Source organism: Streptomyces sp. NPDC007929 (genome assembly GCF_042959065.1).
Taxonomy (GTDB): Bacteria; Actinomycetota; Actinomycetes; order Streptomycetales; family Streptomycetaceae; genus Streptomyces.
In genome coordinates this window covers 328566-353726 of record NZ_JBIBKD010000007.1, presented here as the reverse complement: position 1 = coordinate 353726, position 25161 = coordinate 328566, and the positions used below count along the sequence as shown (strand labels likewise).

Genomic DNA, 25161 nt, shown 5'->3' with positions numbered 1-25161 from the left:
TTCGATGATTCGCTCCATGCGCTGGAAGGGCGCCGCCTTCACGGTGCCCTTCCAGCTCGGCTTCGTGTTTCTCTACCTGCTCCCGATCGGCTACGCGGTCTACGAGTCGCTGTTCACGGAGAAGCGGTCCGGGCTCGGGCTCGGCGGTGCGACGACGGAGTTCGTCGGGCTCGACAACTACGGCCAGGGGCTGACGGACGCGGCGTTCATGAACTCCATCCTGCGGGTGGTGCTCTTCGCCTGTGTCCAGATCCCGCTGATGCTGCTGATCAGCCTGTTGATGGCACTGTTCCTGGACGCGCTGACGTCCCGGGTGGCGAGCCGGTTCCGGATCGTGCTGCTGGTGCCGTACATGATCCCGGGCGTGGTCGCGGCGATCGTGTGGGTCAACCTCTACAGCCCCGATGTCGGTCCGCTCACCGCGATCGGCAAGGCCCTCGGCTTCGACTGGAACTTCTTCGCGCCGTCGATGGTGTGGCCGTCCATCGGCAACCTGCTGACCTGGCACGGCATCGGCTACAACATGGTGATCATCTACTCGGCGCTGCAAGGCGTTCCGCGGGAGCTGTTCGAGGCGGCCCGGCTGGACGGCGCCTCGGAGCTGCGGATCGCGCGCAGCATCAAGATCCCGTTCGTGCGCGGGGCGCTGGTCCTGACGGGGCTGCTGTCGATCATCCAGATGCTGCAGATCTTCAACGAGCCGGCGCTGTTCCGGAACATCACGCCTCAGACGGTCAGTGACAGCTTCACTCCGATCATGATCATTTACAACCAGGCGTTCAACGCGGGCAACTACAACTACGCGGCTGCCCTCTCGGTGCTGCTCGCCCTGATCCTGGGCATCGCCTCCTTCCTCTTCTACCGGCTCACCTCGAAGGAGGCCGACTGATGACGCTGACCGAGCGGGCCACGGAGCGGCCCGAAGTCCGTGGCGTCCGGCGCCTGTCCCGACCTGATGCGGCTTCTCGCGGGCGGGGCGGCCAGCGTTTCCTCCTGGTGGGGCTGGTGCTGGCCAGTGCCTACAGCCTGTTTCCGGTGTGGTGGCTGATCGTCGCGGCGACGAAGGACCGTACGGCGCTGTACCAGAGCAACGGCCTGTGGTTCTCGGGCTGGCACCTGTGGGACAACCTGCATCAGGTGTTCACGTACCAGGACGGCATTTTCCTGCGGTGGACGGCCAACTCGTTCCTGTACGCCGGCGTCGGCTCCCTCGGCGGGACGCTGATCGCGCTCGCAACCGGTTACGGACTGGCCCGGTTCGACTTCCCCGGCCGTAACGCGATCTTCGCCTGTGTGGTGGGCTCGTTCCTGATTCCGATCGCGTTGCTGACGCTGCCGCTGTATCTGCTGTTCTCCGCGATCGGCATGGTGGACACGCCATGGGCGATGCTGATCCCGTGCCTGATCAACCCCTTCAGCGTGTACCTGGCCAAGGTGTACACCGAGGCGACGGTCCCCTACGAGCTGCTGGAGGCGGCGCGCATCGACGGCGCCGGTGAGCTGCGGATCTTCTTCAGCATCGTGCTGCGCATGATGACGACGGGGGGTGCGACGGTGTTTCTGCTGGCTTTCGTGAACACCTGGAACGCCTTCTTCCTGCCGCTGACGGTGTTGCGCGGCAAGGAGAACTGGACGCTCAACCTGGGCCTCTACAACTGGACCGGCACGCGGCTGGAGTCCGGCATCGACCTGACGGGCCTGGTACTGACCGGAGCCCTGCTGTCCATCGTCCCGATGGCGATCATGATGGTCGCGATGCGCCGCTACTGGCGGACCGGCGTGACACTCGGCGCCCTCAAGTGACGCTCGGCGTCTCGTATCCGGCGACCGACGCCCCTCGTCCAACGCTCGGCGCATCACCTCCGGCTTTCGGCGCATCGCAGCCGGCGTTCGGCGCCCTCGTGTCCCTCCTTCGCCGTACTCCCTGACTCCTGGGGGCCGCGGGTGACCTGACCTCCCCGCGGCTCCCAGGTGACCAATGTTCCAGGAGCCCTCGCGTGACCGTCCTGAACAACCCCGTCCTCCGCGGCTTCGCGCCCGACCCGTCGCTGGTCCGGGTCGGAGACTGGTACTACCTGGCGACCAGTTCCTTCGAGTGGTTCCCGACGATCCCGCTGCACCGCTCCCGGGACCTGGCCCACTGGGAGTACGCGGGTCACGTCCAGGGGGCGGCGCCCGGGAACTCGCTGGCCGGGGTGCCCGATTCGGGCGGCATCTGGGCTCCGTCGCTGAGCTGGGACGGGGAACGGTTCTGGGTGACGTACACCGTCGTGCGCTCGGTCGGCACGCCCTACTTCGACCTGGACACGTACGTCGCGACGGCCGCCTCCGTCGAGGGCGGCTGGAGCGTGCCGCGCCGGGTCGCCGGCCACGGGTTCGACCCGGCGCTCTTCCACGAGGACGGCCGGCTGTGGCTGCTGAACCTGCAGAACGACCACCGGCCCGGGGGTGAGCGGTTCGCGGGGATCGTCATGACGGAGCTGGACCGGGACACGCTGGAACGCGTCGGCGACACGCATCTGTTGCTCCGGCACGACCGGCTGATCGAGGGGCCGAAACTGTTGCGGCGCGACGGCTGGTACTACCTGGTGCTCGCGGAGGGCGGCACGGGCTGGGAGCACGGGGTGCGGGTGGCTCGCGCCAAGGAGCTGACAGGGCCGTACGAACTCGACGAGCGGCCGCTGCTGACGACCCGGGACGATCCGGCGGTGCCGTTGCAGAAAGCCGGGCACGGCGAGCTGGTGGAGACGCCCGAAGGGCAGTGGCTGCTCAGTCATCTCACGGCCCGTCCACTGGACACGCCGCACGGGCGGCGCTGCACGCTGGGCCGGGAGACCGCGATCCAGGCGGTGGTCTGGGACGCGGAGGGCTGGCCCCGGCTGCGACAGGGCGGGTGGCATCCCGAGGTGGAGGTCGACGTACCGACGCCACGGGACACGGGTTTCCACCCCCACCCCCTGCCGTCCACCCCCCGGCCAGAGGATCTGTCCTGGCCGTGGAGCTCCCTGCGCGAGCCGCCCGACCCGTCCTGGGTCGATACGACCGCCCGGCCCGGGTGGATCCGGCTGCGTGGGCGGCACGGGCCGGAGTCCCGCTGGGCGGCCGGGCTGCTGGCCCAGCGCCTCACCGAGCACCGCGCGGAGGCCGAAGTCACCGTGGCGGCGCGGCCGGTCACCTTCACCCAGGCGGCGGGGCTGCTGCTCTGGTACAACCCGGAGGCGTATCTCGCCCTCGACCTGACGTGGGCGGAGCCGGAGGGTGAGCCGCAGCGCGGACAGCAGTGGGGAGGCGGCGCGGGCGGGCGTACGGTGCTCAGCCTCGTCGAACGGGACGAGGCCGGTGCCCGGCAGGTCGCTGTCGTGGACGTGCCGGTGGACGGGCCGGTGACGCTGGGGGTGACGGTCGAGGGGGCCGACGCCCGGTTCTGGTACCTGCGTGAGGGGGTGCGTACGGCGGTCGGGCAGGTTCTGGACTTCAGCCGGTTGTCCGACGACCACGGCTCCCGGTTGCGGTTCACCGGGGCGATGGCGGCGATCCACGCCAGGGACCTGGTGGACGCGGCGTTCACGGCGGACTTCACCGGGTTCCGGCTGACCTGCACACCCGGCCACACGCAGGGCCGCGCATCCGTCCTCACGCAGGGCCGCACATCCGTCCACACGCAGGGCCGCACGCCCGGTCACGCACCCGGCCGCACACCCGGCTGAAGGCGCCGTTCGGGGTTTCGAAAGTTTTGACCGGTGTGAAGCGGTGAATTCACTTTCCCTTCCCGCCGTCCTGCGCCGCACCTACAGTAGGAAGCGCTTTCTGCCCGGTCGGACCCTGGTGACCGCCGCGGGCAGCGCTGGTCGAAACTTTCCACGGCCCACGGGCGGGCCGGAGAGGTGGGTTCCCCGATGGTCCGTACGGCGAGTGCGAGCGTGGCGGCCGGTCCGACACTGGCGGTCGTGGCGCGCGAGGCCGGCGTGTCGGTGCCGACCGCGTCGAAGGTGGTCAACGGCCGTGAGGACGTGGCACCCGAGACCCGCCGCCGGGTGACCGAGGCGCTCGACCGGCTCGGGTACGTGCGCAGACCCCGGTTCGACGCGGCGAAGGCACCGAGACTGGTCGACCTGGTCGTGCACTCTTTGGAGAGTTCCTGGTCGGGAGCGGTGCTGCACGGTGTGGAGGAGGCGGCTCACGACGCGGGCCTGGAGGTCGTGGTGTCGGCGGCGCTGATCCGCTCCCGGGTCGGCCGCCCGGAACGCGGCTGGCTGGACAAGCTGGTCGCCCGGGGTTCCTCCGGGGTCCTGTTCAACCTGGCCGAGCTGAGCGACTCGCAGTACGCGTGGCTGGAGCAGCACCGCATCCCGTTCGTGATGATCGACCCGGTGCAGGAACCGCCGGAGGGCGTCGTGTCGGTGGGGGCGGCGAACTGGCAGGGCGGGCTGACGGCCACGGAGCATCTGCTGTCCCTGGGCCATGAGCGGGTCGCCGTCATCGCCGGGCACCGGCGCACGATGTGCAGCAGCGCCCGGGTCGCCGGGTACCGTTCGGCGCTGGCGTCGGCCGGGGTCCGCCATCGCGCCGAGTATGTCCGGCACGCCGGTTTCGACGAGGGCGTGGCCCACCGCCGCACGCTGGAACTCCTCGATCTGCCCGAGCCGCCGACCGCCGTGTTCGTCTGCTCGGACCGGATGGCGCTGGGGGTCTACCAGGCCCTGACCGAACGGGGGTTGAGGGTCCCGGACGATTTCAGTGTGGTCGGCTTCGACGATCTGCCCGAGGCGCGCTGGGCCTCCCCCGCGCTGACGACCGTGCGCCAGCCGCTGTCCGAGATGGCCGCGACGGCCCTGCGGTCGCTGCTGCGCTTGATGGACGGCCATCGCCCGGAGAGTACGCGGACGGAGCTGTCGACGCGGCTGGTGGAGCGGGCGAGCACGGCGCCGCCACGGACCGCATAGCAACCGGTAGGCGGGCGCGGCGCTCGCCGCGGGCGCCAGGGCGACGGCGGTCCCCCGGCGCCCGGCAGCACGGCCGTCGCCGGCATCGCCACGGCCCGACTGGGCATGCTCAGCCGACGGCACTCCCGGCGAGCCCTGCCCACGGACCTGGACCGCCCAGAAACGGTTCAGCCGCGGGGCGGCGGGGTCCCACGCGGGAACCGGTCGCCCGGGGGACGGATCACCCGGGGACGGGTCGTCCCAGAGACGGGCCGCCCGGACCGCGGCGACGACCGAAACTTTCGGGCCGACGCCGGGAAGGGGGGCGCCAGGAAGGGGGACGCTGGGACGGGGGCGCCAGGACGGGGGACGCTAAGACGGGGCCGCTAAGACGGGGACGCTAAGACGGGGCCGCCGGGACGGGGGCGTCGGCTCGCGCGGTCGAAGCCCCGGTGTGCGCCTCGGTGTCCGATTCGTTCAAGACCGCGCGTCGCGCGCCTGCCTACGGTGGCCCCATGACTGCACGATTCGATGCCATCGGCCTGGTCGTCTCCGACATGGCCGCCTCCGTCGCGTTCTACCGCCGGCTCGGGTTCGCCTTCCCGGACGGCGCCGAGGACCAGCCGCACGCCGAGGCCGAACTGCCCGGCGGGCTGCGGCTGATGTTCGACACCGAGGAGACCGTCCGTTCCTTCGTGCCCGAGTGGCAGCCGCCCACCGGCGGGGGCCGGACCTCGCTGGCGCTGCGCTGCGAGGGACCGGAGGAGGTGGACGCGCTCTACGAGGAGCTGGTCGGCTCGGGGTGCCATGGCGAGCTCAAGCCGTGGGACGCCTTCTGGGGGCAGCGGTACGCCGTCGTCCACGACCCGGACGGCAACGGAGTGGATCTGTACGCCCCGCTAGCCACCGCGGCCGAGTAGTTCCCCCAGTGGCAGTCCGGCCAGCTCCCTGACGTCGCGCGCCAGATGGGCCTGGTCGGCGTAACCGGCCCGGGCGGCCGTCCGGGCGAACGGCACACCGGCCCGGGCGAGCCCCAGGGCGCGCCGCAGCCGCAGGATGCGGGCCAGGGTCTTGGGGCCGTAGCCGAAGGCGGTCAGCGAGCGGCGGTGCAACTGGCGTGCGCCGAGGCCGAGTTCATCGGCCGTGGCGGCGACGGGGTGGCCCGCGTCCAGGGCGGTGACGACCTGCCGGAGCAGCGGGTCGGGGGGTTCGGCACCGGCGGCGCGCCACAGCGCCAGCTCTTCCAGGCCGCTCGCGGGGTCGGGGGCCGTGTTGACCCGGTCGGCCAGGTGCCGCACCCGCGAGGCGGGCCACAGGTCCGTGAGCTCGACCCGCCGGTCGCGCAGTTCGTGCGCCGGTACGCCGAGGAGCGCCGGTGCCGTGCCCGGGTAGAAGCGGACCCCGGCCCAGGGGCCGCTCCCCTCGCCCGGGAGGTACGCGCGGGTGTCCGGCCCGGCGACCATCAGCCGCCCGTCGTGCCAGAGCAGATCCATGCACCCGTCGGGCAGGACGCGCCCCACCCCGGGCCGGGACGGGGTGTTGGTCCACACGACCGCCCCGGGCAGCCGTGACGCCCGCTCCTCATACACGTGGCCCAGGCTACGCCGCGCGCAGGCGGCAGACACGGCCCGGCGAGGCGGCGGGACCGAAGACACCGAAGCCCCCTGCCGCTGCCCCTACGCCACCCGCCCCCCGCCCCGAAGCCACCACCCCTACGGCACCCTCCCCCGGTACTCCACCGGGCTCACCCGTACACCCGCGTCGCGCAGGCGGTCGGCGGCGAGGGCCACGGCGTGAGCGGGCGGTCCCACAGGTCGGACGAGACGTGAGCGGGCGGTCCCATACGTCAGCCGACAGGGGTGAGCAGCGGCAGCAGGGCGTCCAGCAGCCGGGTGCGCACCCGAGGCCATGGAGCCGTTGAGGGCCGTCCGTCGAGGCAGCGGCACTCCCGCTCTGCGGAAGGATCACCGCCTGGGGTGCCGTACCGGGGGGCGGCGCAGGTGTACCGGTCCGGCGGCGTGATCCACCGCAGGGATGCCGCAGGGATGCCGCAGCCTCCGTCACTTCTCCTCCGGCGGCTGCCCCTCCCCGTTGACCTGGGTGCTCTGCGTGGGGGGGTTCTTGACGTGGGCGTTCTTGACGTGCGTGCTCTTCACATGGGTGCGCAGCCGGGCCGAGACGTCCTCGGGGGGCAGGAAGCGGGACCAGCGTTCCGGGAACTCGGAGGGCATGTCGGGGTCGGCCTCGCCGGCGGCGCCGGCGCGGGCCACGTACTCGGCGACCTGCGCCTGCCGCAGCCGCTCGTTGGCCTCGCGGGCCGCGGCCGTGGCGGCGGCCGGCCAGACCCGGTCGATGGCGGCGTTGACCGCGGCCCCGACGAGCACGGCGAACGCGGCCACACCGATCCACAGCAGCACGGCGACGGGCGCGGCGAGGGAGCCGTAGATCGTGGGGCCCTCGACCGTGCTGGTGAGGTAGATCCGCAGCAGGAAGCTGCCGAGCACCCACATGCCGAGGGCGACCAGCGCGCCGGGCACGTCCTCGATCCATGGGGAGCGCACCGGGACGGACACGTGGTACAGCGTGGTCAGGAAGGCGATCGACAGCAGGATCACCGTGGGCCAGTACAGGACCTGGACGACCGTCGTCGACCACGGCACGATCCGCACCACCGCGTCCGGCCCTGCCACCATCAGCGGCAGCGCGACCGAGCCGATGAGCAGGGCCACGATGAACAGCAGGAAGGCCATCAGCCGGGTCTTGACGATGCCCCGGACGCCGTCGAGGCCGTACATCACGGTGATGGTGTCGATGAAGACGTTCACCGCGCGGGAGCCCGACCACAGGGCGAACAGGAAGCCGATGGAGATGACGTCGGGCCGGCCGCCCTTCATCACGTCGTGCAGGATCGGCTGGGCGATCTCGCGGACGCCCTGGTCGGACAGGATCGTGCGGGAGGCCTCCAGGAGGTTGGTCTGGAGGCTCTCGATGGTGTCGGCGCCGGTCCAGGCGTCGACGTAGCCGAGCAGTCCGATCATGCTCAGCAGCAGGGGCGGCACCGACAGCAGTGTGAAGAACGCGGCCTCGGCCGCCAGGCCCAGGATGCGGTACTCGATGCAGGAGTTGACGGTGTCCTTGACCAACAGCCAGGCGGTCCTGCGTTTGGAGACGTTCCGGTAGAGGGCCCGCGCCCGGTGGAGGCGCCCGGAGGGCGTGTCGGGGGTTTCACTTGCTGGCTGCACCCCCTAACGGTATCCGTCGTGCCCTGCCCCCCTCACCCACAGGCCGGGTCTTCGCGGACCGGCACCGGTTCACCGGGTGCCGGGGGGCTGCCCCGGGGTACGTTCGCACCATGGCAGGCAGCACCCACACCGTGACGAACCAGGTCCCGCCGCTGGTCGGGTACGACGTCTTCTCCGCCGACCGGGCCCTGGCCGCCGCGGTCGAGCGTCATCTGGAACCGGACCTGCGCGAGGAGGTCCTCGGCGAGCTGGCGGCCCTGGGCCGGACCTCCGGCTCGGCGCAGGTGCAGGAGTGGGGGCGGCTGGCGAACGAGAACCCGCCGCGGCTGCTCACGCACGACCGGTACGGCAACCGCGTCGACGAGGTCGAGTTCCACCCCTCCTGGCACCGGCTGCTCGGCAAGGGCGTCTCGGCCGGTCTGACGTCGGCCTGGGAGCGCCCGGCCGGGCATCTGCGGCGGGCCGCGGCCTTCCTGGTGTGGACGCAGGTCGAGGCGGGCAACGGCTGCCCGCTGTCGATGACGCACGCCGCGGTGCCGGCCCTGCGCACCGACCCGGACCTGGCCGCCGAGTGGGAGCCGCGGCTGACGTCCATGATCTACGACAACGAGCTGCGGCCCGCGCACCTGAAGGCCGGGGCGCTGTTCGGAATGGGCATGACGGAGAAGCAGGGCGGCAGCGACGTCCGGGCGAACACCACTGCGGCACGGCCCCTCGCCGAGGACGGGACGTACGAGCTGAGCGGGCACAAGTGGTTCTGCTCGGCGCCGATGTCCGACGGCTTCCTGGTGCTGGCGCAGGCCCCGGGCGGGCTGACCTGCTTCCTGGTGCCGCGGGTGCTGCGGGACGGCACGCGCAACGTGTTCCGGATCCAGCGGCTCAAGGACAAGCTCGGCAACCGGTCGAACGCGTCGGCCGAGGTCGAGTTCGACGGGACGTGGGCGCGCCGGGTCGGCGAGGAGGGGCGGGGGGTGCGGACCATCATCGGGATGGTCGCGGCGACCCGGCTGGACTGTGTGCTCGGCTCGGCGGGGCTGATGCGGCAGGCCGTGGCGCAGGCGGTGCACCACTGCTCGTACCGCGAGGCGTTCGGCGGGAAGCTGGTCGACAAGCCGCTGATGCGCAATGTCCTGGCCGATCTGGCCCTGGAGTCGGAGGCGGCGACGACGCTGGCGCTGCGGCTCGCGGCGGCGTACGACGACGGCGGGGAGCAGGAGCGGGCGTTGCTGCGGATCGCGGTGCCGGCCGCCAAGTACTGGGTGACCAAGCGGTGCCCGCCGGTTGCCGTGGAGGCGGCGGAGTGCCTGGGCGGCAACGGGTACGTGGAGGAGTCCGGGATGCCGCGGCTGGTGCGCGAGTCGCCGCTGAACTCGGTGTGGGAGGGCGCGGGCAATGTGCAGGCGCTGGACGTGCTGCGGGCGTTGCGGCGGGAGCCGGGCGCGCTGGACGCGTATCTGCGGGAGGTCGGGCAGGCGCGCGGCGCCGATCACCGTCTCGACGCGGCCATCAAGGGCGTGTTGACCGAACTGGCCGATCTGGAGGGTGTGGAGGGGCGGGCGCGGCGGCTGACGGAGCGGCTCGCGCTGGTGCTCCAGGGTTCGCTGCTGGTGCGTTTCGCGCCACCGCAGGTCGCCGACGCGTTCTGCGCGGGGCGGCTCGGGGGTGACGCGGGCGCGGCGTTCGGGACGCTGCCGCACACGCTGGACCTGGCGTCGGTGGTGGAGCGGGCCCGCCCGGTGTCCTGACCCGGCCCATCGTTGCGCAGGCGGCGACAGCACATGCTGCGCGAAAAGCGAGTGTCGCGCGTATGGGAAAAGCGGGGGTGGTGCTGCGCCGACACGGCACCACCCCCGCAGCACTGGCCCGTTCGAGCCACTGAACGCCGCTCGGGACGGCGCCGCTCAAGTTTCGGACACGGCGGGGCCGTCCACCAGGGTTGCAGGGGGTTGCAACTTGCTGCTGACTGTCTGCGGACTGTGCACGCGTTCACGGGGCACACGGCACTATGAGACGCACAGTCAAAAGCGACTCCGGGGGGCGCACGCGGATGGACGTCACGCACTTGGCAGCCGTGGACAGCACGCGTGCGGCCCGGGTCCTCAGCCAGGTGCGTTCCGCCCGGCTGGCGGGGCAGCCCGCCCCGGTGGCGCCGCGTCCGGTGATCGAGCGGTCCTGGGAGCGGATGATGCGCAGCGGTGTCGATCCCGACCACGACGTCCGGGTGGATCCGCTCCCCCGCGAGGAGGTGCAGCGGCGGCGCGAGACGTCGGTATTGCGCCATGTGCTGCCGGTGCTGAGGGAGGGGCTGCTGGCGGCGGCGGACGTGGCGCACCACATCATGGTGGTGGCCGACGAGGACGGCCGGGTGCTGTGGCGCGAGGGCAGTGCGCCGGTGTTGCGCAGGGCGGACGGGCTGGGCTTCGAGCTCGGCGCGGACTGGCGTGAGGACGTCGTCGGCACGAACGGTCTGGGGACCCCTGCGGTGGTGCGCCGGCCCGTGCAGGTCTTCGCCTCCGAGCACTTCGTGCGCTCCCAGGCCGGGTGGACCTGTGCGGGCGCTCCGCTGACCGATCCGCGGGACGGGCGGCTGCTCGGCGTGGTGGACGTGAGCGGCCCGCTGGAGACGATGCACCCGGCGACGCTGTCCTGGGTGGGTTCGGTGGCCAAGCTCGCCGAGGCCCGGCTGCGGGAGATGCACACGGAGTCGCTGGAGCGGCTGCGGGCGGTGGCGGCGCCGGTGCTGGCCCGGCTCGGCGGCCGTGCCCTGGTCGTCGACCCGGACGGCTGGACCGCCGCGGTCAGCGGGATGCCGTACGCGCGGCGCGTGGCGCTGCCGAAGTCGCTGTCGGCGGGCCCGAGATGGCTGCCGGGGCTCGGGCTGTGCTCGGTGGAGCCGCTGGCCGGGGGCTGGCTGCTGCGGGTGGTGGACGACGAGCCGGGGCGGCGCGGCCCGGCCCGGATCGTGCTGGACCTCAGGCAGCCGCGGCGCTGGTCGGTGGAGGTGCTGGGCGGTGCGGGCTCCTGGACGCGGGAACTGAGCCCCCGGCACGCGGAGTTGCTGTACCTCCTGGCGGTCCACCGCTCCGGCCGCAGCGCTTCGGGTCTGGCCGGGGACGTGTTCGGGGACCCGGCCCGCACGGTGACGGTGCGGGCCGAGATGTCCCGGGTACGGCGGTATCTGGGGGCGTTCCTGGAGCACCGGCCGTACCGGTTCGCCGAGGCGGCCGAGGTGGAGGTGCTGCTGCCGGACGATCCGCGGGATCTGCTGCCGCACTCGACGGCACCGGCGGTGAGCGGGCGGCGCGGGGCCCCGGCGGTGCCCTGAGGTTCACCGCGTGTGGCGCACAAGCCGCCCCGAGGGGTGCATCTTTCGCATATTTGCAGGGTCTTCGTCCGCCGACCCCCTTGCCTGCCGTAGCATCCCTCTACGGACCGCCCCACCTGCTTCTCCGTCAACGTGCGGATCACCAGGAGCAGTTGGTCCGTCTCGGGAGGACGTTATGAAGCATCGCGGCAGACACCGGCGGCGCAGGCGGGGCAGGGCGCTGCGCGCGACCCTGGCCGGGACGGCCCTCGCGCTCACCGCCGCCGCCACTTTGATCAGCGCCTCGCAGGCCACCGTCGCCGATGCCCCCGGGGCTCTGAAGCCGGTCGCCGCGTCCGGCGAGGCCGGGCGGCTGCCGCTGACCGAGCACCGGGTGCCCGAGCGGTGGCTGGACCGGCTCGCGTCGAAGATGGGCCGGCCGGTCGGGGTGGGCGCGGTCCTGGAGGGCGCCGATCTGCCGCTGCGGAACGCGTCCGGCTGCTCATCGGCCGAGAGGCGCAGCCTGCCGGTGGAGCCGGCGGCCACGCGCGCGTACTGCTTCGGCGGGGCCGACACCCGCGGCTGGCGGGCCGGGGCGGTCACGACCTCGGGTGACGCGGACGACGACGGTCTCTGGAACGGCAACCGCGTGATCCTGTCCGGCTGGACCCGGGGCGCTGCGGGCGGCTCGATGGACGGCCCGGCCCCTGGCCGGGGGCTGGCCAAGGTCGCCTTCGTCGACGCGAACGACCCGCGCGCGCTGCGCTACACCTGGGCCCTGCTGGCCGTGCCGGTGGACGGCGGGCGGGACTATCGGGGGCTGGTCTCCCCGCTGTCCGGCATGGTCTGGTACCAGGACAAGCTGCTGGTGACGACCCGCGAGGGCGACCGGGACGCGCTGTATGTGTACGACATGGACCGCATCCAGCGCGCCACCGTCGAGTCCGGCGCGGTGGGCCGGGTCCGGGGCGGCTGGGCCGCGCACGGTTACCGGTTCGTGCTGCCCGCCGTCGGCTCGTACACCCTGCCCCGCGGGGAGGACACGTCCCGTCCGGCCACCGTCTCCCTGGACCGCAGCACCTCCCCCGACAGTCTGGTCGCGAGCGAGTGGGTGCCCGCGGACAGCGACCGGCGCACGCGGTTGTGGCGTTACGCCCTGAGCCGGGATCCGGCCCGCGCCGGCCTGCTCAGCACCGGCTTCTCCGGCGAGGCGGACCCGGTCGAGACGTACGAGACGAAGACGGCCGACGTGCGGGGCGTGCTGGCCCGGGGCTCGGGCTGGTACCTGGACCGTGCGGCGGGCAGCCCGGGCGGGCACGGGACGCTGTGGCGCCAGGACACCGAGGGCGCGGCGGCCACGGAGTGCGGCCCGGACGAGACACGGCACTGCTGGAGCGGTGGGTCGGGTTCCCTGTCCTACTGGGAGTCGACCGGCGAGGTCTGGTCCCAGTCGGGCCGGACGCTGTTCGCGCTGCCGCTGACGTCGATCGACCGGGCGCTGGACTGACCGGCGCCGGTCGCCCGGGTCGGGGCCGATCGACAGACCACATGGTCAGATGATTTTCTGGCCCGTATGACCACCATCGCCGTGACCACCTGGTCCCTGGAGCAGACCGCCCCGACCGACCTGCTGCCGGCCCTCGCGCCGGACGGGGACGTCCGGGTCGTCCGCGCCGAGGTGCCCTCGCCCGAGTTCAGCCGGTTCCTGTACGCGTCGGTGGGCGGCGACATCCGCTGGACGGACCGGCTCGGCTGGCCGTACGCGCGCTGGGTGGAGCACCTGGAGCGGCCCGGCGTGGAGACGTGGGTGGCGTACGACCGGGGCACGCCCGCCGGGTTCGTGGAGCTTCAGGCTCAGGACGACGCGGTGGTGGAGATCGTCTACTTCGGGCTGCTGCCCGCCTTCCGGGGCCGGCGCATCGGCGGGCACCTGCTGTCGTACGGCGCGGCCCGGGCCTGGGACCTCGCCGACCGCTGGGCGGGGCTGACCCCGACGAAGCGGGTCTGGCTGCACACCTGCAGCAAGGACGGCGAGCACGCGATGGACAACTACCAGCGGCGGGGCTTCAAGCTGTTCGACACCAAGGTCGAGGAGGAGGCGGACGTCGCCGCTCCGGGACCATGGCCTGGGGCGTTCCCCGTCTGACCTGGTCGGACACCTCGGGAGCCCCTGATGTGACCCACACCACCCTTGTCTTGCTCTGCGAGACAAGGGTGTCCGCATCTTGGACGAAGCTGGACTGTGTCCAGATCGCCGTGACACGCTTCCGTCATGTCTGGAACTGGAATTGCCTTGGTGAGTCGGCGGCACGTCGACCTCGGCCGCATGTCCAGCGCCATCTGTCCGGCGCACTGAGCGTACTCAGCCCGCGCCCGACTTCTTCCTTTCCTGCCTCACCCCTGCGCAATGACGCGCCCTATGCCCATGCGCACGCATGCGCAGGTCAGAGCCGCATTTTCGCCTGTCCCGAAGGACGTATCAACCATGGCCGCCACCCCGCAGAACCCTGCTGCCGCGACTCCCCGCCGCAAGGTGAGCCGTCACCGCGGTGAGGGTCAGTGGGCCGTGGGGCACCACACCCCACTGAACGGCAACGAGCAGTTCAAGAAGGACGACGACGGTCTCAATGTGCGGACACGCATTGAGACGATCTACTCCAAGCGGGGCTTCGACTCGATCGACCCGAACGACCTGCGCGGCCGCATGCGCTGGTGGGGTCTGTACACCCAGCGCAAGCCCGGCATCGACGGCGGCAAGACGGCCGTCCTGGAGCCGGAGGAGCTGGACGACGAGTACTTCATGCTGCGCGTCCGGATCGACGGGGGCGCGCTGACCACGCGGCAGCTGCGGGTGATCGGCGAGATCTCGCAGGAGTTCGCGCGCGGCACCGCCGACATCACCGACCGGCAGAACGTCCAGTACCACTGGATCCGGATCGAGGACGTGCCCGAGATCTGGAACCGGCTGGAGGGCGTGGGCCTGTCGACGGTCACCGCCTGCGGCGACACCCCGCGTGTGATGATCGGCTCCCCGGTGGCGGGCATCGCCGAGGACGAGATCATCGACGCCACACCGGCCCTGGAGGAGATGAAGCGCCGGGTGCTCAACAACCCGGCGTACTCGAACCTCCCCCGGAAGTTCAAGACGGCCATCTCCGGCTCGCCGGTGCTGGACGTGGTGCACGAGATCAACGACGTCGCGTTCGTCGGCGTCGTCCACCCCGAGCACGGTCCCGGCTTCGACGTGTGGGTCGGCGGCGGCCTGTCCACCAACCCCAAGCTGGGCGTGCGCCTCGGCGCCTGGGTGTCGATCGACGACGTGCCGGACGTCTACGAGGGCGTCATCTCGATCTTCCGCGACTACGGCTACCGCCGCCTGCGCAACCGCGCCCGGCTGAAGTTCCTCGTCGCCGACTGGGGCCCGGAGAAGTTCCGGCAGGTCCTGGAGGACGAGTACCTGAAGCGCAAGCTGACCGACGGCCCGGCCCCCGAGCAGCCGTCCCAGCTGTGGCGCGACCACATCGGTGTGCACCGGCAGAAGGACGGCCGGTTCTACGTCGGCTTCGCCCCGCGCGTGGGACGCGTCGACGGCGCGACGATCACGAAGATCGCCGACCTCGCCGAGGCCCACGGCTCGGGCCGGGTGCGCACCACCGTCGAGCAGAAGATGATCGTCCTCGACGTCGAGGAGAACCAGGTCGAGTCGCTCGTCGAGGCCCTGGAGGCGCTCGACCTGACCGCCCGGCCCTCCTCGTTCCGGCGCGGCACCATGGCCTGCACCGGCATCGAGTTCTGCAAGCTGGCCATCGTCGAGACCAAGCAGCGCGGTGCGCAGCTGATCGACGAACTGGAGCGCCGTCTGCCGGACTTCGACGAGCCGCTCACCATCAACCTCAACGGCTGCCCGAACGCCTGCGCCCGTATCCAGGTCGCGGACATCGGTCTCAAGGGCCAGCTCATGCTGAACGACCAGGGCGAGCAGGTCGAGGGCTACCAGGTGCACCTGGGCGGCGCCCTGGGCCTGGAGGCCGGCTTCGGCCGCAAGGTGCGCGGTCTGAAGGTCACCTCCGACGAGCTGCCGGACTACATCGAGCGCGTCCTGAAGCGGTTCCAGGCCGAGCGCGAGGACGGCGAGCGGTTCGCCACCTGGGCGGCCCGGGCCGGCGAGGAGGCCCTGTCGTGAGCGAGCGGATGGCCCCGTTCTACTGCCCCTACTGCGGGGACGAGGACCTGCGGCCGAGCGTGGAGGGGCACGGCGCGTGGGAATGCGTGGCGTGCAGCCGGGCCTTCTCGCTGAAGTTCCTGGGGCTGCTGGCCCAGGGAGTGAAGCGATCCGACTCCGGAGGGGCACAGATATGACGACCGCTCAGGAAGAGCGCACCACCGAGAACCTGAAGCAGCTCGCCGAACAGGCGGGCCGCGACCTTGAGGACGCCTCCGCGCTGGAGATCCTCCAGTGGGCGGCGAAGACGTTCGGCAAGCAGTTCTGCGTGACCTCCTCGATGGAGGACGCGGTGGTCGCCCACCTCGCCGCCCGCGCCATGCCGGGCGTCGACGTGGTCTTCCTCGACACCGGTTACCACTTCGAGGAGACCATCGGCACCCGGGACGCGGTCGAGGCCGTGATGGACGTCAACCTCATCACGCTCACCCCGGTCCAGTCCGTCGCCGAGCAGGACGCGCAGTACGGCCCGAAGCTCCACGACCGTGACCCCGACCTGTGCTGCAAGCTGCGCAAGGTGCAGCCGCTGGAGCGGGGCCTGAAGGACTACCGGGCCTGGGCGACCGGGCTGCGCCGTGACGAGTCCCCGACCCGGGCGAACACCCCGGTGGTCGGCTGGGACGAGAAGCGGCAGAAGGTCAAGATCTCACCGATCGCCCGCTGGACCCAGGACGACGTGGACGCCTACGTCACCGAGCACGGCGTGCTGACGAACCCGCTGCTGATGGACGGTTACGCGTCCGTCGGCTGCGCCCCCTGCACCCGGCGGGTGCTGGAGGGCGAGGACGCGCGCGCCGGGCGCTGGGCGGGCCGGAGCAAGACCGAGTGCGGGCTGCACGGATGACGACGACTCAGACGACCCAGACGATTCAGGAGAGTGACGTGACGACCGGAGCCACCGTCTGGCTCACGGGTCTGCCGAGCGCCGGCAAGACCACGATCGCCCACGAGCTGGCCGGCCGGCTGCGCGAGCGGGGCCACCGGGTCGAGGTGCTCGACGGCGACGAGATCCGCGAGTTCCTCTCGGCGGGCCTCGGCTTCAGCCGCGAGGACCGGCACACCAACGTGCAGCGCATCGGCTTCGTCGCCGAACTGCTCGCCCGCAACGGTGTGCTGGCCCTCGTCCCGGTCATCGCGCCCTACCAGGACAGCCGGGAGGCGGTACGCAAGCGCCACCGGGCGAACGGCACGGCGTATGTCGAGGTGCATGTCGCGACGCCCGTCGAGGTGTGCAGCGAGCGGGACGTCAAGGGCCTGTACGCCAAGCATGCGGCCGGCGAGCTCACCGGGCTCACCGGCGTCGACGACCCGTACGAGGCGCCCGAGTCGCCCGATCTGCGTATCGAGTCGCAGAACCAGACCGTGCAGGAGTCCGCGGCCTCCGTGTTCGCCCTGCTGACCGAAAGGGGACTGGCATGACGACCGTCGCCACCGTTTCCGAGGAGACCGGCAGCCCGTACGCGCTGTCGCACCTCGACGCCCTGGAGTCCGAGGCGGTGCACATCTTCCGCGAGGTGGCGGGCGAGTTCGAGCGGCCGGTGATCCTCTTCTCCGGCGGCAAGGACTCCATCGTCATGCTGCACCTGGCGCTGAAGGCCTTCCGGCCGGCGTCGGTGCCGTTCTCGCTGCTGCACGTGGACACCGGGCACAACTTCCCCGAGGTCCTGGACTACCGCGACCGCACGGTCGACAAGCACGGGCTGCGGCTGCACGTCGCCTCCGTGCAGGACTACATCGACCGCGGTGTCCTCAAGGAGCGCCCGGACGGCACCCGCAACCCGCTGCAGACGCTGCCGCTGACCGAGAAGATCCAGGCGGAGAAGTTCGACGCCGTCTTCGGCGGCGGGCGCCGCGACGAGGAGAAGGCCCGGGCCAAGGAGCGGGTGTTCTCCCTGCGCGACGAGTTCTCCCAGTGGGACCCGCGCCGGCAGCGCCCGGAGCTGTGGAACCTCTACAACGGCCGGCACGCGCCCGGTGAGCACGTCCGGGTGTTCCCGCTGTCCAACTGGACCGAGCTGGACGTGTGGCAGTACATCGCCCGCGAGGGCATCGAGCTGCCGCAGATCTACTACGCGCACGAGCGCGAGGTGTTCTCCCGCAGCGGCATGTGGCTGACCGCCGGTGAGTGGGGCGGGCCGAAGGACGGCGAGAGCGTCGAGAAGCGCCTGGTGCGCTACCGGACCGTGGGTGACATGTCCTGCACCGGCGCGGTGGACTCCGACGCCGACACCATCGAGAAGGTGATCGTGGAGATCGCCGCCTCCCGGCTCACCGAGCGCGGCGCCACCCGCGCCGACGACAAGATGTCCGAGGCCGCGATGGAAGACCGCAAGCGCGAGGGGTACTTCTAGAGATGAGCACCATCACCACCGAGGAACTCGCGGAGACCACCCTTCTGCGGTTCGCCACCGCCGGCTCCGTCGACGACGGCAAGTCCACCCTGGTGGGCAGGCTGCTGCACGACTCCAAGTCGGTCCTCACCGACCAGCTGGAGGCCGTGGAGCGGGTCTCCGCGAGCCGCGGCCAGGAGGCGCCGGACCTCGCGCTGCTCACCGACGGCCTGCGGGCCGAGCGGGAGCAGGGCATCACCATCGACGTGGCGTACCGCTACTTCGCCACGCCCCGGCGGCGGTTCATCCTCGCCGACACCCCCGGCCATGTGCAGTACACGCGGAACATGGTCACCGGTGCCTCGACGGCCGAGCTGACGGTGATCCTGGTCGACGCCCGCAACGGCGTGGTCGAGCAGACCCGCCGGCACGCGGCCATCGCCGCCCTGCTGCGCGTGCCGCACGTGGTCCTCGCGGTCAACAAGATGGACCTCGCCGGTTACGAGGAGAAGGTGTTCGCCGCCATCGCCGAGGAGTTCACGGCGTACGCGACCGAGCTGGGCGTGCCCGAGGTGACCGCGATCCCGATCTCGGCGCTCGTCGGCGACAACGTGGTGGAGCCTTCCGCGAACATGGACTGGTACGGCGGCCCCACCGTGCTGGAGCACCTGGAGACGGTCCCGGTCGCGCACGACCTGAGCCACTGCCACGCCCGGCTGCCCGTGCAGTACGTGATCCGGCCGCAGGGTCCGGACCACCCGGACTACCGGGGTTACGCCGGTCAGATCGCGGCGGGTTCCTTCCGCGTGGGCGAGTCCGTCACGGTGCTGCCGTCGGGCCGGGCCTCGAAGATCTCCGGCATCGACCTGCTGGGCGAGCCGGTGGACGTGGCCTGGACGACGCAGTCGGTGACGCTCCTGCTGGAAGACGACATCGACATCTCGCGCGGCGACCTGATCGTGCCGAGCAAGGACGCGCCCGCGACCACGCAGGACATCGAGGCGACCGTCTGCCATGTCGCCGACGCCCCGCTGACGGTCGGGCACCGGGTGCTGCTCAAGCACGGCACCCGCACGGTCAAGGCCATCGTCAAGGACATCCCCTCCCGCCTCACGCTCGACGACCTGTCCCTGCACCCGCACCCGGGACAGCTCGTCGCCAACGACATCGGCCGGGTGAAGATCCGCACCGCCGAGCCGCTGCCGGTCGACTCCTACGCCGACTCGCGGCGCACCGGCTCGTTCATCCTGATCGACCCGAACGACGGCCAGACCCTCACCGCCGGCATGGTCGGCGAGTCCTTCGCGGCCCCCGAGCCGGTCAAGGACGAGTCCGAGGACGACGGGTGGGACTTCTGACATGACGTCCCCCGACTTCTACTCGATGTTCGCCAAGGAGGGCGGCCGCGTCGGCAGCGGTGCTCTCGGCTGGGGGTGCCCCCGAACGGAGTTTGGGGGAGGGCAGGGCGGAGTGGCGCGATGTGTGCGCTGACGTACGCGCACTGCCCGCGCGCCCTCACCCCCCACCGCCACAGACGAAAACCCGCCGAACTCCCGGCCACGACCTGAACCGGACGTGACCGCCGGGCCTCCGAGAGGACCACCTCCCGTGCCTGCATCATCCGCTCTGCGCCGCGGCTTCGCGGTCGTCGCCGCACTCCCCCTGCTCACCCTGGCCGCCTGCGGCTACGGGTCCGAGGCCAAGGACGACGGTGCCGCCCAGGTCGCCGCCGGGGCGAAGAAGATCGACGGTCTCGACACCGTCAAGATCGGGTACTTCGGCAACCTCACCCATGGCACCGCGCTGGTGGGCATGCAGAAGGGCTTCTTCCAGAAGGCCCTCGGCGCCACCAAGGCCGAACCGGCCGTCTTCAACGCCGGTCCCTCGGAGATCGAGGCGCTCAACTCCGGTTCGATCGACATCGGCTGGATCGGCCCCTCCCCCGCGATCAACGGCTACACCAAGTCCGCCGGCAAGAACCTGCGCATCATCGGCGGTTCGGCGTCCGGCGGCGTGAAGCTCGTGGTCGACCCCGACAAGATCAAGTCGCTGAAGGACGTCAAGGGCAAGCGGATCGCGACCCCGCAGCTCGGCAACACCCAGGACGTGGCGTTCCTCAACTGGGCCGCGGAGCAGGGCTGGAAGGTCGACCCGCAGAGCGGCAAGGGCGATGTCACGGTCGTCCGCAGCGACAACAAGGTCACCCCGGGCGCCTACAAGGCCGGGTCGATCGACGGCGCGTGGGTGCCGGAGCCGACCGCCTCGAAGCTGGTCGCCGACGGCGGCAAGGTGCTGCTCGACGAGTCGACGCTGTGGCCGGACCAGAAGTTCGTGATCACGAACATCATCGTGCGGCAGGAATTCCTGAAGGAGCACCCGAAGGTCGTCGAGGCCGTGCTCAAGGGCTCGATCGAGACCAACAAGTGGATCAACGCCAACCCGGACGCGGCGAAGGAAGCGGCGAACAAGCAGCTGGAGCGGGACTCCGGCAAGGCGCTGCCCGCCGAGGTGCTGGACCCGGCGTGGAAGTCGATCCGCTTCACCGACGACCCGCTGGCCGCCACCCTCGACACCGAGGCGGAGCACGCGGTGAAGGCGGGGCTGCTGCAGAAGCCGGATCTGAACGGCATCTACGACCTCGCGCCGCTGAACAAGGTCCTCAAGGCCGAGGGCGAGCCCGCGGTCGACGACGCCGGTCTCGGCGTGAAGTAAGCCCGCATCCCGAAGCCGCATGAAGAGTTCCCAGGAGGTGACGACCATGGCCACGACCCTCGCCAGGGCCGCCGACGGCACCGAGTCGGCCACGCACGCCGCCCGGATCGACCACGTGTCGAAGTCGTATCCGGGGCCCGCCGGACAGCAGCTCGTCCTGGACGACATCACCCTCGATGTCGGGCCGGGAGAGTTCGTCACCCTCCTGGGGGCCTCGGGCTGCGGCAAGTCGACGCTGCTCAACCTGGTGGCGGGCCTGGACCGCCCCAGCGCCGGCGAGATCGCCACGGACGGCCGTCCGGCGCTGATGTTCCAGGAGCACGCGCTGTTCCCGTGGCTGACCGCGGGCAAGAACATCGAACTCGCCCTGAAGCTGCGGGGCGTTCCCAAGGCCGAGCGGCGGGAGCGCGCCGAGGAGCTGCTCGAACTGGTGCGGCTGAAGGGCGCGTACGGCAAGCGGGTGCACGAGCTGTCGGGCGGGATGCGCCAGCGTGTCGCCCTGGCCCGGGCGCTCGCCCAGGAGAGCAAGCTGCTGCTGATGGACGAGCCGTTCGCGGCGCTGGACGCCATCACGCGGGACGTGCTGCACGACGAGCTGACCCGCATCTGGCGTGAGACGCGGGTGTCCGTCCTGTTCGTCACGCACAACGTGCGCGAGGCGGTCCGGCTCGCGCAGCGCGTGGTGCTGCTGTCGTCCCGCCCGGGCCGTATCGCCCGCGAGTGGCGGGTGGACATCCCGCACCCGCGCCGTATCGAGGACACCGCCGTGGCGGAACTGTCCGTCGAGATCACCGAAGAACTGCGTGGGGAGATCCGCCGCCATGGCCAGCACTGATTCGACGACCGTCGCCAAGGACGGCAACGATCTCGCCGGGCTGGAGGCGGGCCTCGACGCGCTGGAGACGCGGCAGACGAGCCGGACCCCGTTCCGGCAGACCTTCACCCAGAAGATCCTGCCGCCCGTCCTCGCCGTCGCGCTGGTGCTGGCGGTCTGGCAGGCGCTCGTCTCGTTCAAGATCGTCGACGACCCGACCAAGCTGCCCGCGCCGTCCGCGGTGTGGGACGTCGTGCACACGGCATGGCTCCAGGGCGAGCTGCTCGGCTACATCTGGACCAGCGTCTCGCGCGGCCTGCTCGGCTTCTGCTTCGCCCTGCTGATCGGCACGCCGCTGGGCCTGATCGTGGCCCGGGTGAAGTTCGTCCGCGCGGCGATCGGCCCGATCCTGTCGGGCCTGCAGTCCCTGCCGTCGGTCGCCTGGGTGCCGCCCGCGGTGATCTGGCTGGGCCTGAACAACTCGATGATGTACGCGGTGATCCTGCTCGGCGCGGTCCCGTCCATCGCCAACGGCCTGGTCTCCGGCGTCGACCAGGTGCCCCCGCTGTTCCTGCGCGCGGGCCGCACGCTCGGCGCCACGGGCCTGAAGGGCACCTGGCACATCGTCCTGCCCGCCGCCCTGCCCGGCTATGTGGCGGGTCTGAAGCAGGGCTGGGCCTTCTCCTGGCGTTCCCTGATGGCCGCCGAGATCATCGCGTCCTTCCCCGATCTCGGCGTCGGCCTCGGACAGTTGCTGGAGAACGGCCGCAACGCCAGCGACATGGCCATGGTGTTCGAGGCGATCCTGCTCATCCTGATCGTCGGCATCGCCATCGACCTGCTGATCTTCAGCCCGCTGGAGCGGTGGGTGCTGCGCAGCCGCGGCCTGCTGGTGAAGAGCTGAGTCCCATGACGAACAAGCCCGTCCTCCTCGTCATCGCCCACGGCAGCCGCGACCCGCGCCATGCCGCGACGGTGCACGCCCTGGTGCGCAGGGTGCGCGCCACGCGCCCCGACGTACGGGTGGAGACGGGCTTCCTGGACTTCAACGTCCCCTCGGTGCAGGGCGTGCTGGAGTCCCTGGCGGTGCAGGGGGTGCGTGACGTCGTCGCTCTGCCCCTGCTGCTGACCCGGGCGTTCCACGCCAAGGCGGACATCCCCGCGGTGCTCGCGGACGCGCCCCCGCAGCTGCGCATCCACCAGGCGGACGTCCTGGGCCCCTCCCCCCTGCTCCTGACGGCGCTGGAGCGGCGCCTGTACGAGGCGGGCCTGAGCCCCGCCGACAAGTCCTCGACCGGGGTCGTCCTGGCCTCGGCGGGGTCCACCGACCCGGAGGCGATCGCAGTGATCGCAGAAATCGCGCGGGAGTGGCGGCACACCGGTTGGTGCGCCGTGCGGCCTGCGTTCGCCTCCGCATCCCTGCCCCGCACCGAGGACGCCGTGCGCGAACTGCGCGCGCTCGGCTGCGCCCGGGTCGCCGTCTCCCCGTACGTCCTGGCCCCCGGCTTCCTCCCGGACCGCATCGCCCGGGGCGCGACCGGGGCGGACGTCCTGGCGGATGTGCTGGGCCCGGCGCCGGAGGTGGCGCGGGTGGTGCTCCAGCGGTACGAGGCGGCCCGGCTGCCGTGGCGGGCGGCCGTGAGCGCCTGACGCGTCACGCCGCCGCCTCCTCGTGCGGTTCCGGCTGGAGGGCGAAGGAGTACGGGGCCCACGGGCCGGTGATCTCCACGCGCAGACCGGGGACGCCCCGGGCGGCGGTGAGGATGCCCGTGCGGAAGGCGGTGACCCGGTCCTTCGGGACGAGGTAGGCGTCGTTGCCGATGTTGGTGCCGGGGGCGGTGCCCGCCAGGCTGCCGCGTTCGGGGGTGTGGGTGACGCGGTCGACGGCGAGGGTCTGGGCCGTCGCGGTGAGGCGGGCTGCGGCTTGGGCGACCGTACGCCAGGCCTCTTCGTTCCTGCGCTGTCTGCGGCGGCGGATCACCTGGTAGGCACGGCCCATCCCGAGGCCGGGGGCGGGTTCGTGCGCGGATTCCGGGTCGGTTCCGGGCGGGGTGATGTCGGGGGCGGCGTAGATCTTGACGCCGAGTTCGACGTGGCCGGTGAGGCGGTCGAGCAGGGAGAGGAAGTAGCCGCGGCGGGTGTCCAGGGCGTGCCGGGCGGTGTCCTCGTCGGGGTAGACGGTGGCCAGGCGCAGCGGCAGCACGGCGGCACCGGAGGCCACCAGGGCGGCGACCACGGCGTGGTGGGTGCGGACGGTGGCTTCCAGCCAGTCCAGGTCGTCGAGGTGGGCCTGGAGGGGAGCGTCGTCGTAGTCGGCGGGCGGGACGTGGCCGACGGCGAAGGCGAGCGGCGGGCCTGTGACCGCCGGGTCGAGCAGGTGGATCGGCTCCCCGGCGACACCGCGCAGAGGGGCCGCGGCCGCGGCGGCCTCGGGGGTGCGGCGCAGGACCGCGTAGGCGTAGACGGGGTTCGTGTCGCTCATGACTGCGGGCTCCTGTCGGTGGCCGTTGCGATTCCTCTCGCGAGACTCCGTTCTCGTGCCGTCCGCGAGTAGGTACGCAGCGGACGGCGGAGTCGTTCACGGCGGCGACCGACGGGTCGGCCCGGCCCCGCGGGCAGGGCCGGCACGTCGTCGTGCCCGCCCTGCCCGCGGGGCCCGGTGTCACGTCGCCCGTTCGGTGAACGGGGTCGCCTGGTGGAACCAGAGCAGCCAGCGGCCCTCCGTGCGCCGCCACAGCGAACTGCGGTGTGCGCGGCTGCCGTCGTACTCGGTGTCGTAGGTGAGGTGGACCAGGTCGGGGGCGAGCTGGACGCCCCGGAGGGCGAAGACGGCGACGGGCCGGGCGTCGGTCTCGGTGGTCGCGGCCAGGGAGGCGATGATGGCGGCCCGGCTCCAGTGCCGGCCGGAGGCGCCGAACTCGTGGAAGTCGGGGTGCAGCAGCGCCCCGACCCGGTCGGGCGAGCGGCGGACCTTGGGGGTGAGCAGGGCGAGTTCGCCCTCCATCGCGGACTCGACGGCCGCGTTGTGGTCAGGCACCTGTCATCTCCACGAGCTTGACGACCGTGTTCCAGTTGCGGGTGGTGGCGATCACGCCCTTGGTGATGCGCGGTTTCGAAAGGCGTTCGGCCAGCTTGGAGCGGCCGAGGCCGTCCGGGGCGTACAGGTACAGGGCCCGGTCGCCGAGGCGGAACTCCTCGGGGAGACAGGCCTCCTGGTCGATCTCCGCGAAGCGGTCGGGGGTGACGGGGGCGGAGAAGTAGGTGACATGGAGCTGCTTGGGCTCCAGGTCGGCGGCCGGGAACGGGCAGGCGTCGGCGATCGCCCGCAGATAGGCGTGGTCGCGCACGATCACGTCGACGCCGAAACCGAAGCGCTTCTCGATCGCCCGGGCGATGTCACCGGCCAGCGACTCCGCGTCGCCGTGACCGGAGGCGAACACGGCCTGGCCGCTCTGCAGATATGTGCGGACGTCGTCGAGGCCGAGGTCCGCCAGGAGCGTGCGCAGATCGGCCATGGGGAGTTTTCTGCTGCCGCCCACGTTGATGCCGCGCAGCAGGGCCGCGTATGTCGTCGTCATCCGCTCACGATAAGCGGGCCGTCGTGCCCCGTGGGGG

General features: G+C 71.7%; 25 protein-coding genes. 20 read left to right on the top strand and 5 right to left on the bottom strand.

Annotated features, from left to right (window positions below; genetic code table 11):
- Positions 1-4: 4 nt before the first annotated feature.
- From ACFZDE_RS24985 to ACFZDE_RS24965, 5 genes are all read left to right on the top strand, one after another.
- Complete coding sequence (locus ACFZDE_RS24985; protein WP_390994057.1) at positions 5-889, top strand: ABC transporter permease subunit; 885 nt, start codon at positions 5-7, stop codon at positions 887-889.
- A complete protein-coding gene (locus ACFZDE_RS24980; RefSeq protein WP_390994058.1) occupies positions 889-1803 on the top strand; it encodes an ABC transporter permease subunit in 915 nt (304 codons plus the stop codon). Before ACFZDE_RS24985 ends, ACFZDE_RS24980 begins: the two co-directional genes overlap by 1 nt.
- Before the next feature lie 194 nt (positions 1804-1997).
- The gene (locus ACFZDE_RS24975; RefSeq protein WP_391203179.1) at positions 1998-3707 is read left to right on the top strand and encodes a family 43 glycosylhydrolase; all 1710 of its coding nucleotides are present in this window, start codon (positions 1998-2000) and stop codon (positions 3705-3707) included.
- Between the two features lie 189 nt (positions 3708-3896).
- Complete coding sequence (locus ACFZDE_RS24970) at positions 3897-4943, top strand: substrate-binding domain-containing protein (protein WP_391203176.1); 1047 nt, start codon at positions 3897-3899, stop codon at positions 4941-4943.
- Positions 4944-5437: 494 nt separating this feature from the next.
- Positions 5438-5842 (top strand): VOC family protein, encoded by a 405-nt coding sequence (locus ACFZDE_RS24965; protein ID WP_390994061.1) that lies wholly within the window; start codon positions 5438-5440, stop codon positions 5840-5842.
- Here the strand turns inward: ACFZDE_RS24965 and ACFZDE_RS24960 are convergent.
- Together ACFZDE_RS24960 and ACFZDE_RS24955 are read right to left on the bottom strand one after the other, a co-directional pair.
- A complete protein-coding gene (locus tag ACFZDE_RS24960; RefSeq protein ID WP_391203173.1) occupies positions 5822-6511 on the bottom strand; it encodes a DUF6597 domain-containing transcriptional factor in 690 nt (229 codons plus the stop codon). The genes ACFZDE_RS24965 and ACFZDE_RS24960 overlap by 21 nt on opposite strands.
- Before the next feature lie 471 nt (positions 6512-6982).
- A complete protein-coding gene (locus ACFZDE_RS24955; protein ID WP_390994063.1) occupies positions 6983-8164 on the bottom strand; it encodes a YhjD/YihY/BrkB family envelope integrity protein in 1182 nt (393 codons plus the stop codon).
- A 110-nt stretch (positions 8165-8274) separates the two neighbouring features.
- Here ACFZDE_RS24955 and ACFZDE_RS24950 point away from each other — a divergent pair, with 110 nt between their 5' ends.
- The 15 genes from ACFZDE_RS24950 (at position 8275) to ACFZDE_RS24880 (ending at position 23196) form a co-directional block, all read left to right on the top strand.
- On the top strand, positions 8275-9909 hold the full coding sequence (locus tag ACFZDE_RS24950; protein ID WP_391203171.1) for an acyl-CoA dehydrogenase family protein: 1635 nt from the start codon (positions 8275-8277) through the stop codon (positions 9907-9909).
- A 302-nt stretch (positions 9910-10211) separates the two neighbouring features.
- Positions 10212-11489 (top strand): GAF domain-containing protein, encoded by a 1278-nt coding sequence (locus ACFZDE_RS24945; protein ID WP_391203168.1) that lies wholly within the window; start codon positions 10212-10214, stop codon positions 11487-11489.
- 175 nt (positions 11490-11664) lie between these two features.
- The gene (locus ACFZDE_RS24940; RefSeq protein WP_391203165.1) at positions 11665-12975 is read left to right on the top strand and encodes a hypothetical protein; all 1311 of its coding nucleotides are present in this window, start codon (positions 11665-11667) and stop codon (positions 12973-12975) included.
- A 66-nt stretch (positions 12976-13041) separates the two neighbouring features.
- Positions 13042-13614, top strand: coding sequence for a GNAT family N-acetyltransferase (locus tag ACFZDE_RS24935; protein WP_390994067.1), 573 nt, complete (start codon positions 13042-13044; stop codon positions 13612-13614).
- A gap of 126 nt (positions 13615-13740) precedes the next feature.
- Positions 13741-13824, top strand: coding sequence for a putative leader peptide (locus ACFZDE_RS24930; RefSeq protein WP_311241247.1), 84 nt, complete (start codon positions 13741-13743; stop codon positions 13822-13824).
- Positions 13825-13953: 129 nt separating this feature from the next.
- Positions 13954-15651: a nitrite/sulfite reductase gene (locus tag ACFZDE_RS24925; protein ID WP_391203162.1), complete on the top strand. Its 1698-nt coding sequence runs from the start codon at positions 13954-13956 to the stop codon at positions 15649-15651.
- Positions 15648-15827 (top strand): hypothetical protein, encoded by a 180-nt coding sequence (locus ACFZDE_RS24920; RefSeq protein WP_391203159.1) that lies wholly within the window; start codon positions 15648-15650, stop codon positions 15825-15827. Before ACFZDE_RS24925 ends, ACFZDE_RS24920 begins: the two co-directional genes overlap by 4 nt.
- A complete protein-coding gene (locus ACFZDE_RS24915) occupies positions 15824-16534 on the top strand; it encodes a phosphoadenylyl-sulfate reductase (protein WP_391203156.1) in 711 nt (236 codons plus the stop codon). Before ACFZDE_RS24920 ends, ACFZDE_RS24915 begins: the two co-directional genes overlap by 4 nt.
- Entirely contained in the window at positions 16531-17109 is a 579-nt protein-coding gene (cysC, locus tag ACFZDE_RS24910) for an adenylyl-sulfate kinase (protein ID WP_390994071.1), read from the top strand. Before ACFZDE_RS24915 ends, cysC begins: the two co-directional genes overlap by 4 nt.
- A complete protein-coding gene (gene cysD, locus ACFZDE_RS24905) occupies positions 17106-18041 on the top strand; it encodes a sulfate adenylyltransferase subunit CysD (RefSeq protein WP_390994072.1) in 936 nt (311 codons plus the stop codon). Before cysC ends, cysD begins: the two co-directional genes overlap by 4 nt.
- A gap of 2 nt (positions 18042-18043) precedes the next feature.
- Entirely contained in the window at positions 18044-19378 is a 1335-nt protein-coding gene (locus ACFZDE_RS24900; RefSeq protein ID WP_391203153.1) for a GTP-binding protein, read from the top strand.
- A 250-nt stretch (positions 19379-19628) separates the two neighbouring features.
- A complete protein-coding gene (locus tag ACFZDE_RS24895) occupies positions 19629-20732 on the top strand; it encodes an aliphatic sulfonate ABC transporter substrate-binding protein (RefSeq protein WP_391203150.1) in 1104 nt (367 codons plus the stop codon).
- A 46-nt stretch (positions 20733-20778) separates the two neighbouring features.
- Positions 20779-21567, top strand: a complete 789-nt coding sequence (locus tag ACFZDE_RS24890) for an ATP-binding cassette domain-containing protein (protein WP_390994931.1) — start codon at positions 20779-20781, stop codon at positions 21565-21567.
- A complete protein-coding gene (locus tag ACFZDE_RS24885; RefSeq protein WP_391203147.1) occupies positions 21554-22450 on the top strand; it encodes an ABC transporter permease subunit in 897 nt (298 codons plus the stop codon). Before ACFZDE_RS24890 ends, ACFZDE_RS24885 begins: the two co-directional genes overlap by 14 nt.
- Before the next feature lie 5 nt (positions 22451-22455).
- On the top strand, positions 22456-23196 hold the full coding sequence (locus ACFZDE_RS24880) for a CbiX/SirB N-terminal domain-containing protein (protein ID WP_391203144.1): 741 nt from the start codon (positions 22456-22458) through the stop codon (positions 23194-23196).
- 4 nt (positions 23197-23200) lie between these two features.
- Here ACFZDE_RS24880 and ACFZDE_RS24875 read toward each other — a convergent pair whose 3' ends face one another.
- From ACFZDE_RS24875 to ACFZDE_RS24865, 3 genes are all read right to left on the bottom strand, one after another.
- Complete coding sequence (locus tag ACFZDE_RS24875) at positions 23201-24028, bottom strand: GvpL/GvpF family gas vesicle protein (protein WP_391203141.1); 828 nt, start codon at positions 24026-24028, stop codon at positions 23201-23203.
- Positions 24029-24208: 180 nt separating this feature from the next.
- On the bottom strand, positions 24209-24583 hold the full coding sequence (locus ACFZDE_RS24870) for a DUF4440 domain-containing protein (protein WP_390994078.1): 375 nt from the start codon (positions 24581-24583) through the stop codon (positions 24209-24211).
- Positions 24576-25124, bottom strand: a complete 549-nt coding sequence (locus tag ACFZDE_RS24865; protein ID WP_391203138.1) for a DUF1697 domain-containing protein — start codon at positions 25122-25124, stop codon at positions 24576-24578. The genes ACFZDE_RS24870 and ACFZDE_RS24865 overlap by 8 nt, the downstream gene beginning before the upstream one ends.
- Between the last annotated feature and the right edge of the window lie 37 nt (positions 25125-25161).

What these genes read in the sequence shown, in the direction of transcription:
- ACFZDE_RS24935 (WP_390994067.1), top strand. Translation starts at nt 13,042, where the DNA reads ATGACCACCATCGCCGTGACCACCTGGTCCCTGGAGCAGACCGCCCCG.
- ACFZDE_RS24940 (WP_391203165.1), top strand. Translation starts at nt 11,665, where the DNA reads ATGAAGCATCGCGGCAGACACCGGCGGCGCAGGCGGGGCAGGGCGCTG.
- ACFZDE_RS24925 (WP_391203162.1), top strand. Translation starts at nt 13,954, where the DNA reads ATGGCCGCCACCCCGCAGAACCCTGCTGCCGCGACTCCCCGCCGCAAG.
- ACFZDE_RS24880 (WP_391203144.1), top strand. Translation starts at nt 22,456, where the DNA reads ATGACGAACAAGCCCGTCCTCCTCGTCATCGCCCACGGCAGCCGCGAC.
- ACFZDE_RS24985 (WP_390994057.1), top strand. Translation starts at nt 5, where the DNA reads ATGATTCGCTCCATGCGCTGGAAGGGCGCCGCCTTCACGGTGCCCTTC.
- cysC (WP_390994071.1), top strand. Translation starts at nt 16,531, where the DNA reads ATGACGACGACTCAGACGACCCAGACGATTCAGGAGAGTGACGTGACG.
- ACFZDE_RS24885 (WP_391203147.1), top strand. Translation starts at nt 21,554, where the DNA reads ATGGCCAGCACTGATTCGACGACCGTCGCCAAGGACGGCAACGATCTC.
- ACFZDE_RS24930 (WP_311241247.1), top strand. Translation starts at nt 13,741, where the DNA reads ATGTCTGGAACTGGAATTGCCTTGGTGAGTCGGCGGCACGTCGACCTC.
- ACFZDE_RS24980 (WP_390994058.1), top strand. Translation starts at nt 889, where the DNA reads ATGACGCTGACCGAGCGGGCCACGGAGCGGCCCGAAGTCCGTGGCGTC.
- ACFZDE_RS24970 (WP_391203176.1), top strand. Translation starts at nt 3,897, where the DNA reads ATGGTCCGTACGGCGAGTGCGAGCGTGGCGGCCGGTCCGACACTGGCG.
- ACFZDE_RS24865 (WP_391203138.1), bottom strand. Translation starts at nt 25,124, where the DNA reads ATGACGACGACATACGCGGCCCTGCTGCGCGGCATCAACGTGGGCGGC.
- cysD (WP_390994072.1), top strand. Translation starts at nt 17,106, where the DNA reads ATGACGACCGTCGCCACCGTTTCCGAGGAGACCGGCAGCCCGTACGCG.
- ACFZDE_RS24875 (WP_391203141.1), bottom strand. Translation starts at nt 24,028, where the DNA reads ATGAGCGACACGAACCCCGTCTACGCCTACGCGGTCCTGCGCCGCACC.
- ACFZDE_RS24945 (WP_391203168.1), top strand. Translation starts at nt 10,212, where the DNA reads ATGGACGTCACGCACTTGGCAGCCGTGGACAGCACGCGTGCGGCCCGG.
- ACFZDE_RS24950 (WP_391203171.1), top strand. Translation starts at nt 8,275, where the DNA reads ATGGCAGGCAGCACCCACACCGTGACGAACCAGGTCCCGCCGCTGGTC.
- ACFZDE_RS24900 (WP_391203153.1), top strand. Translation starts at nt 18,044, where the DNA reads ATGAGCACCATCACCACCGAGGAACTCGCGGAGACCACCCTTCTGCGG.
- ACFZDE_RS24915 (WP_391203156.1), top strand. Translation starts at nt 15,824, where the DNA reads ATGACGACCGCTCAGGAAGAGCGCACCACCGAGAACCTGAAGCAGCTC.
- ACFZDE_RS24965 (WP_390994061.1), top strand. Translation starts at nt 5,438, where the DNA reads ATGACTGCACGATTCGATGCCATCGGCCTGGTCGTCTCCGACATGGCC.
- ACFZDE_RS24890 (WP_390994931.1), top strand. Translation starts at nt 20,779, where the DNA reads ATGGCCACGACCCTCGCCAGGGCCGCCGACGGCACCGAGTCGGCCACG.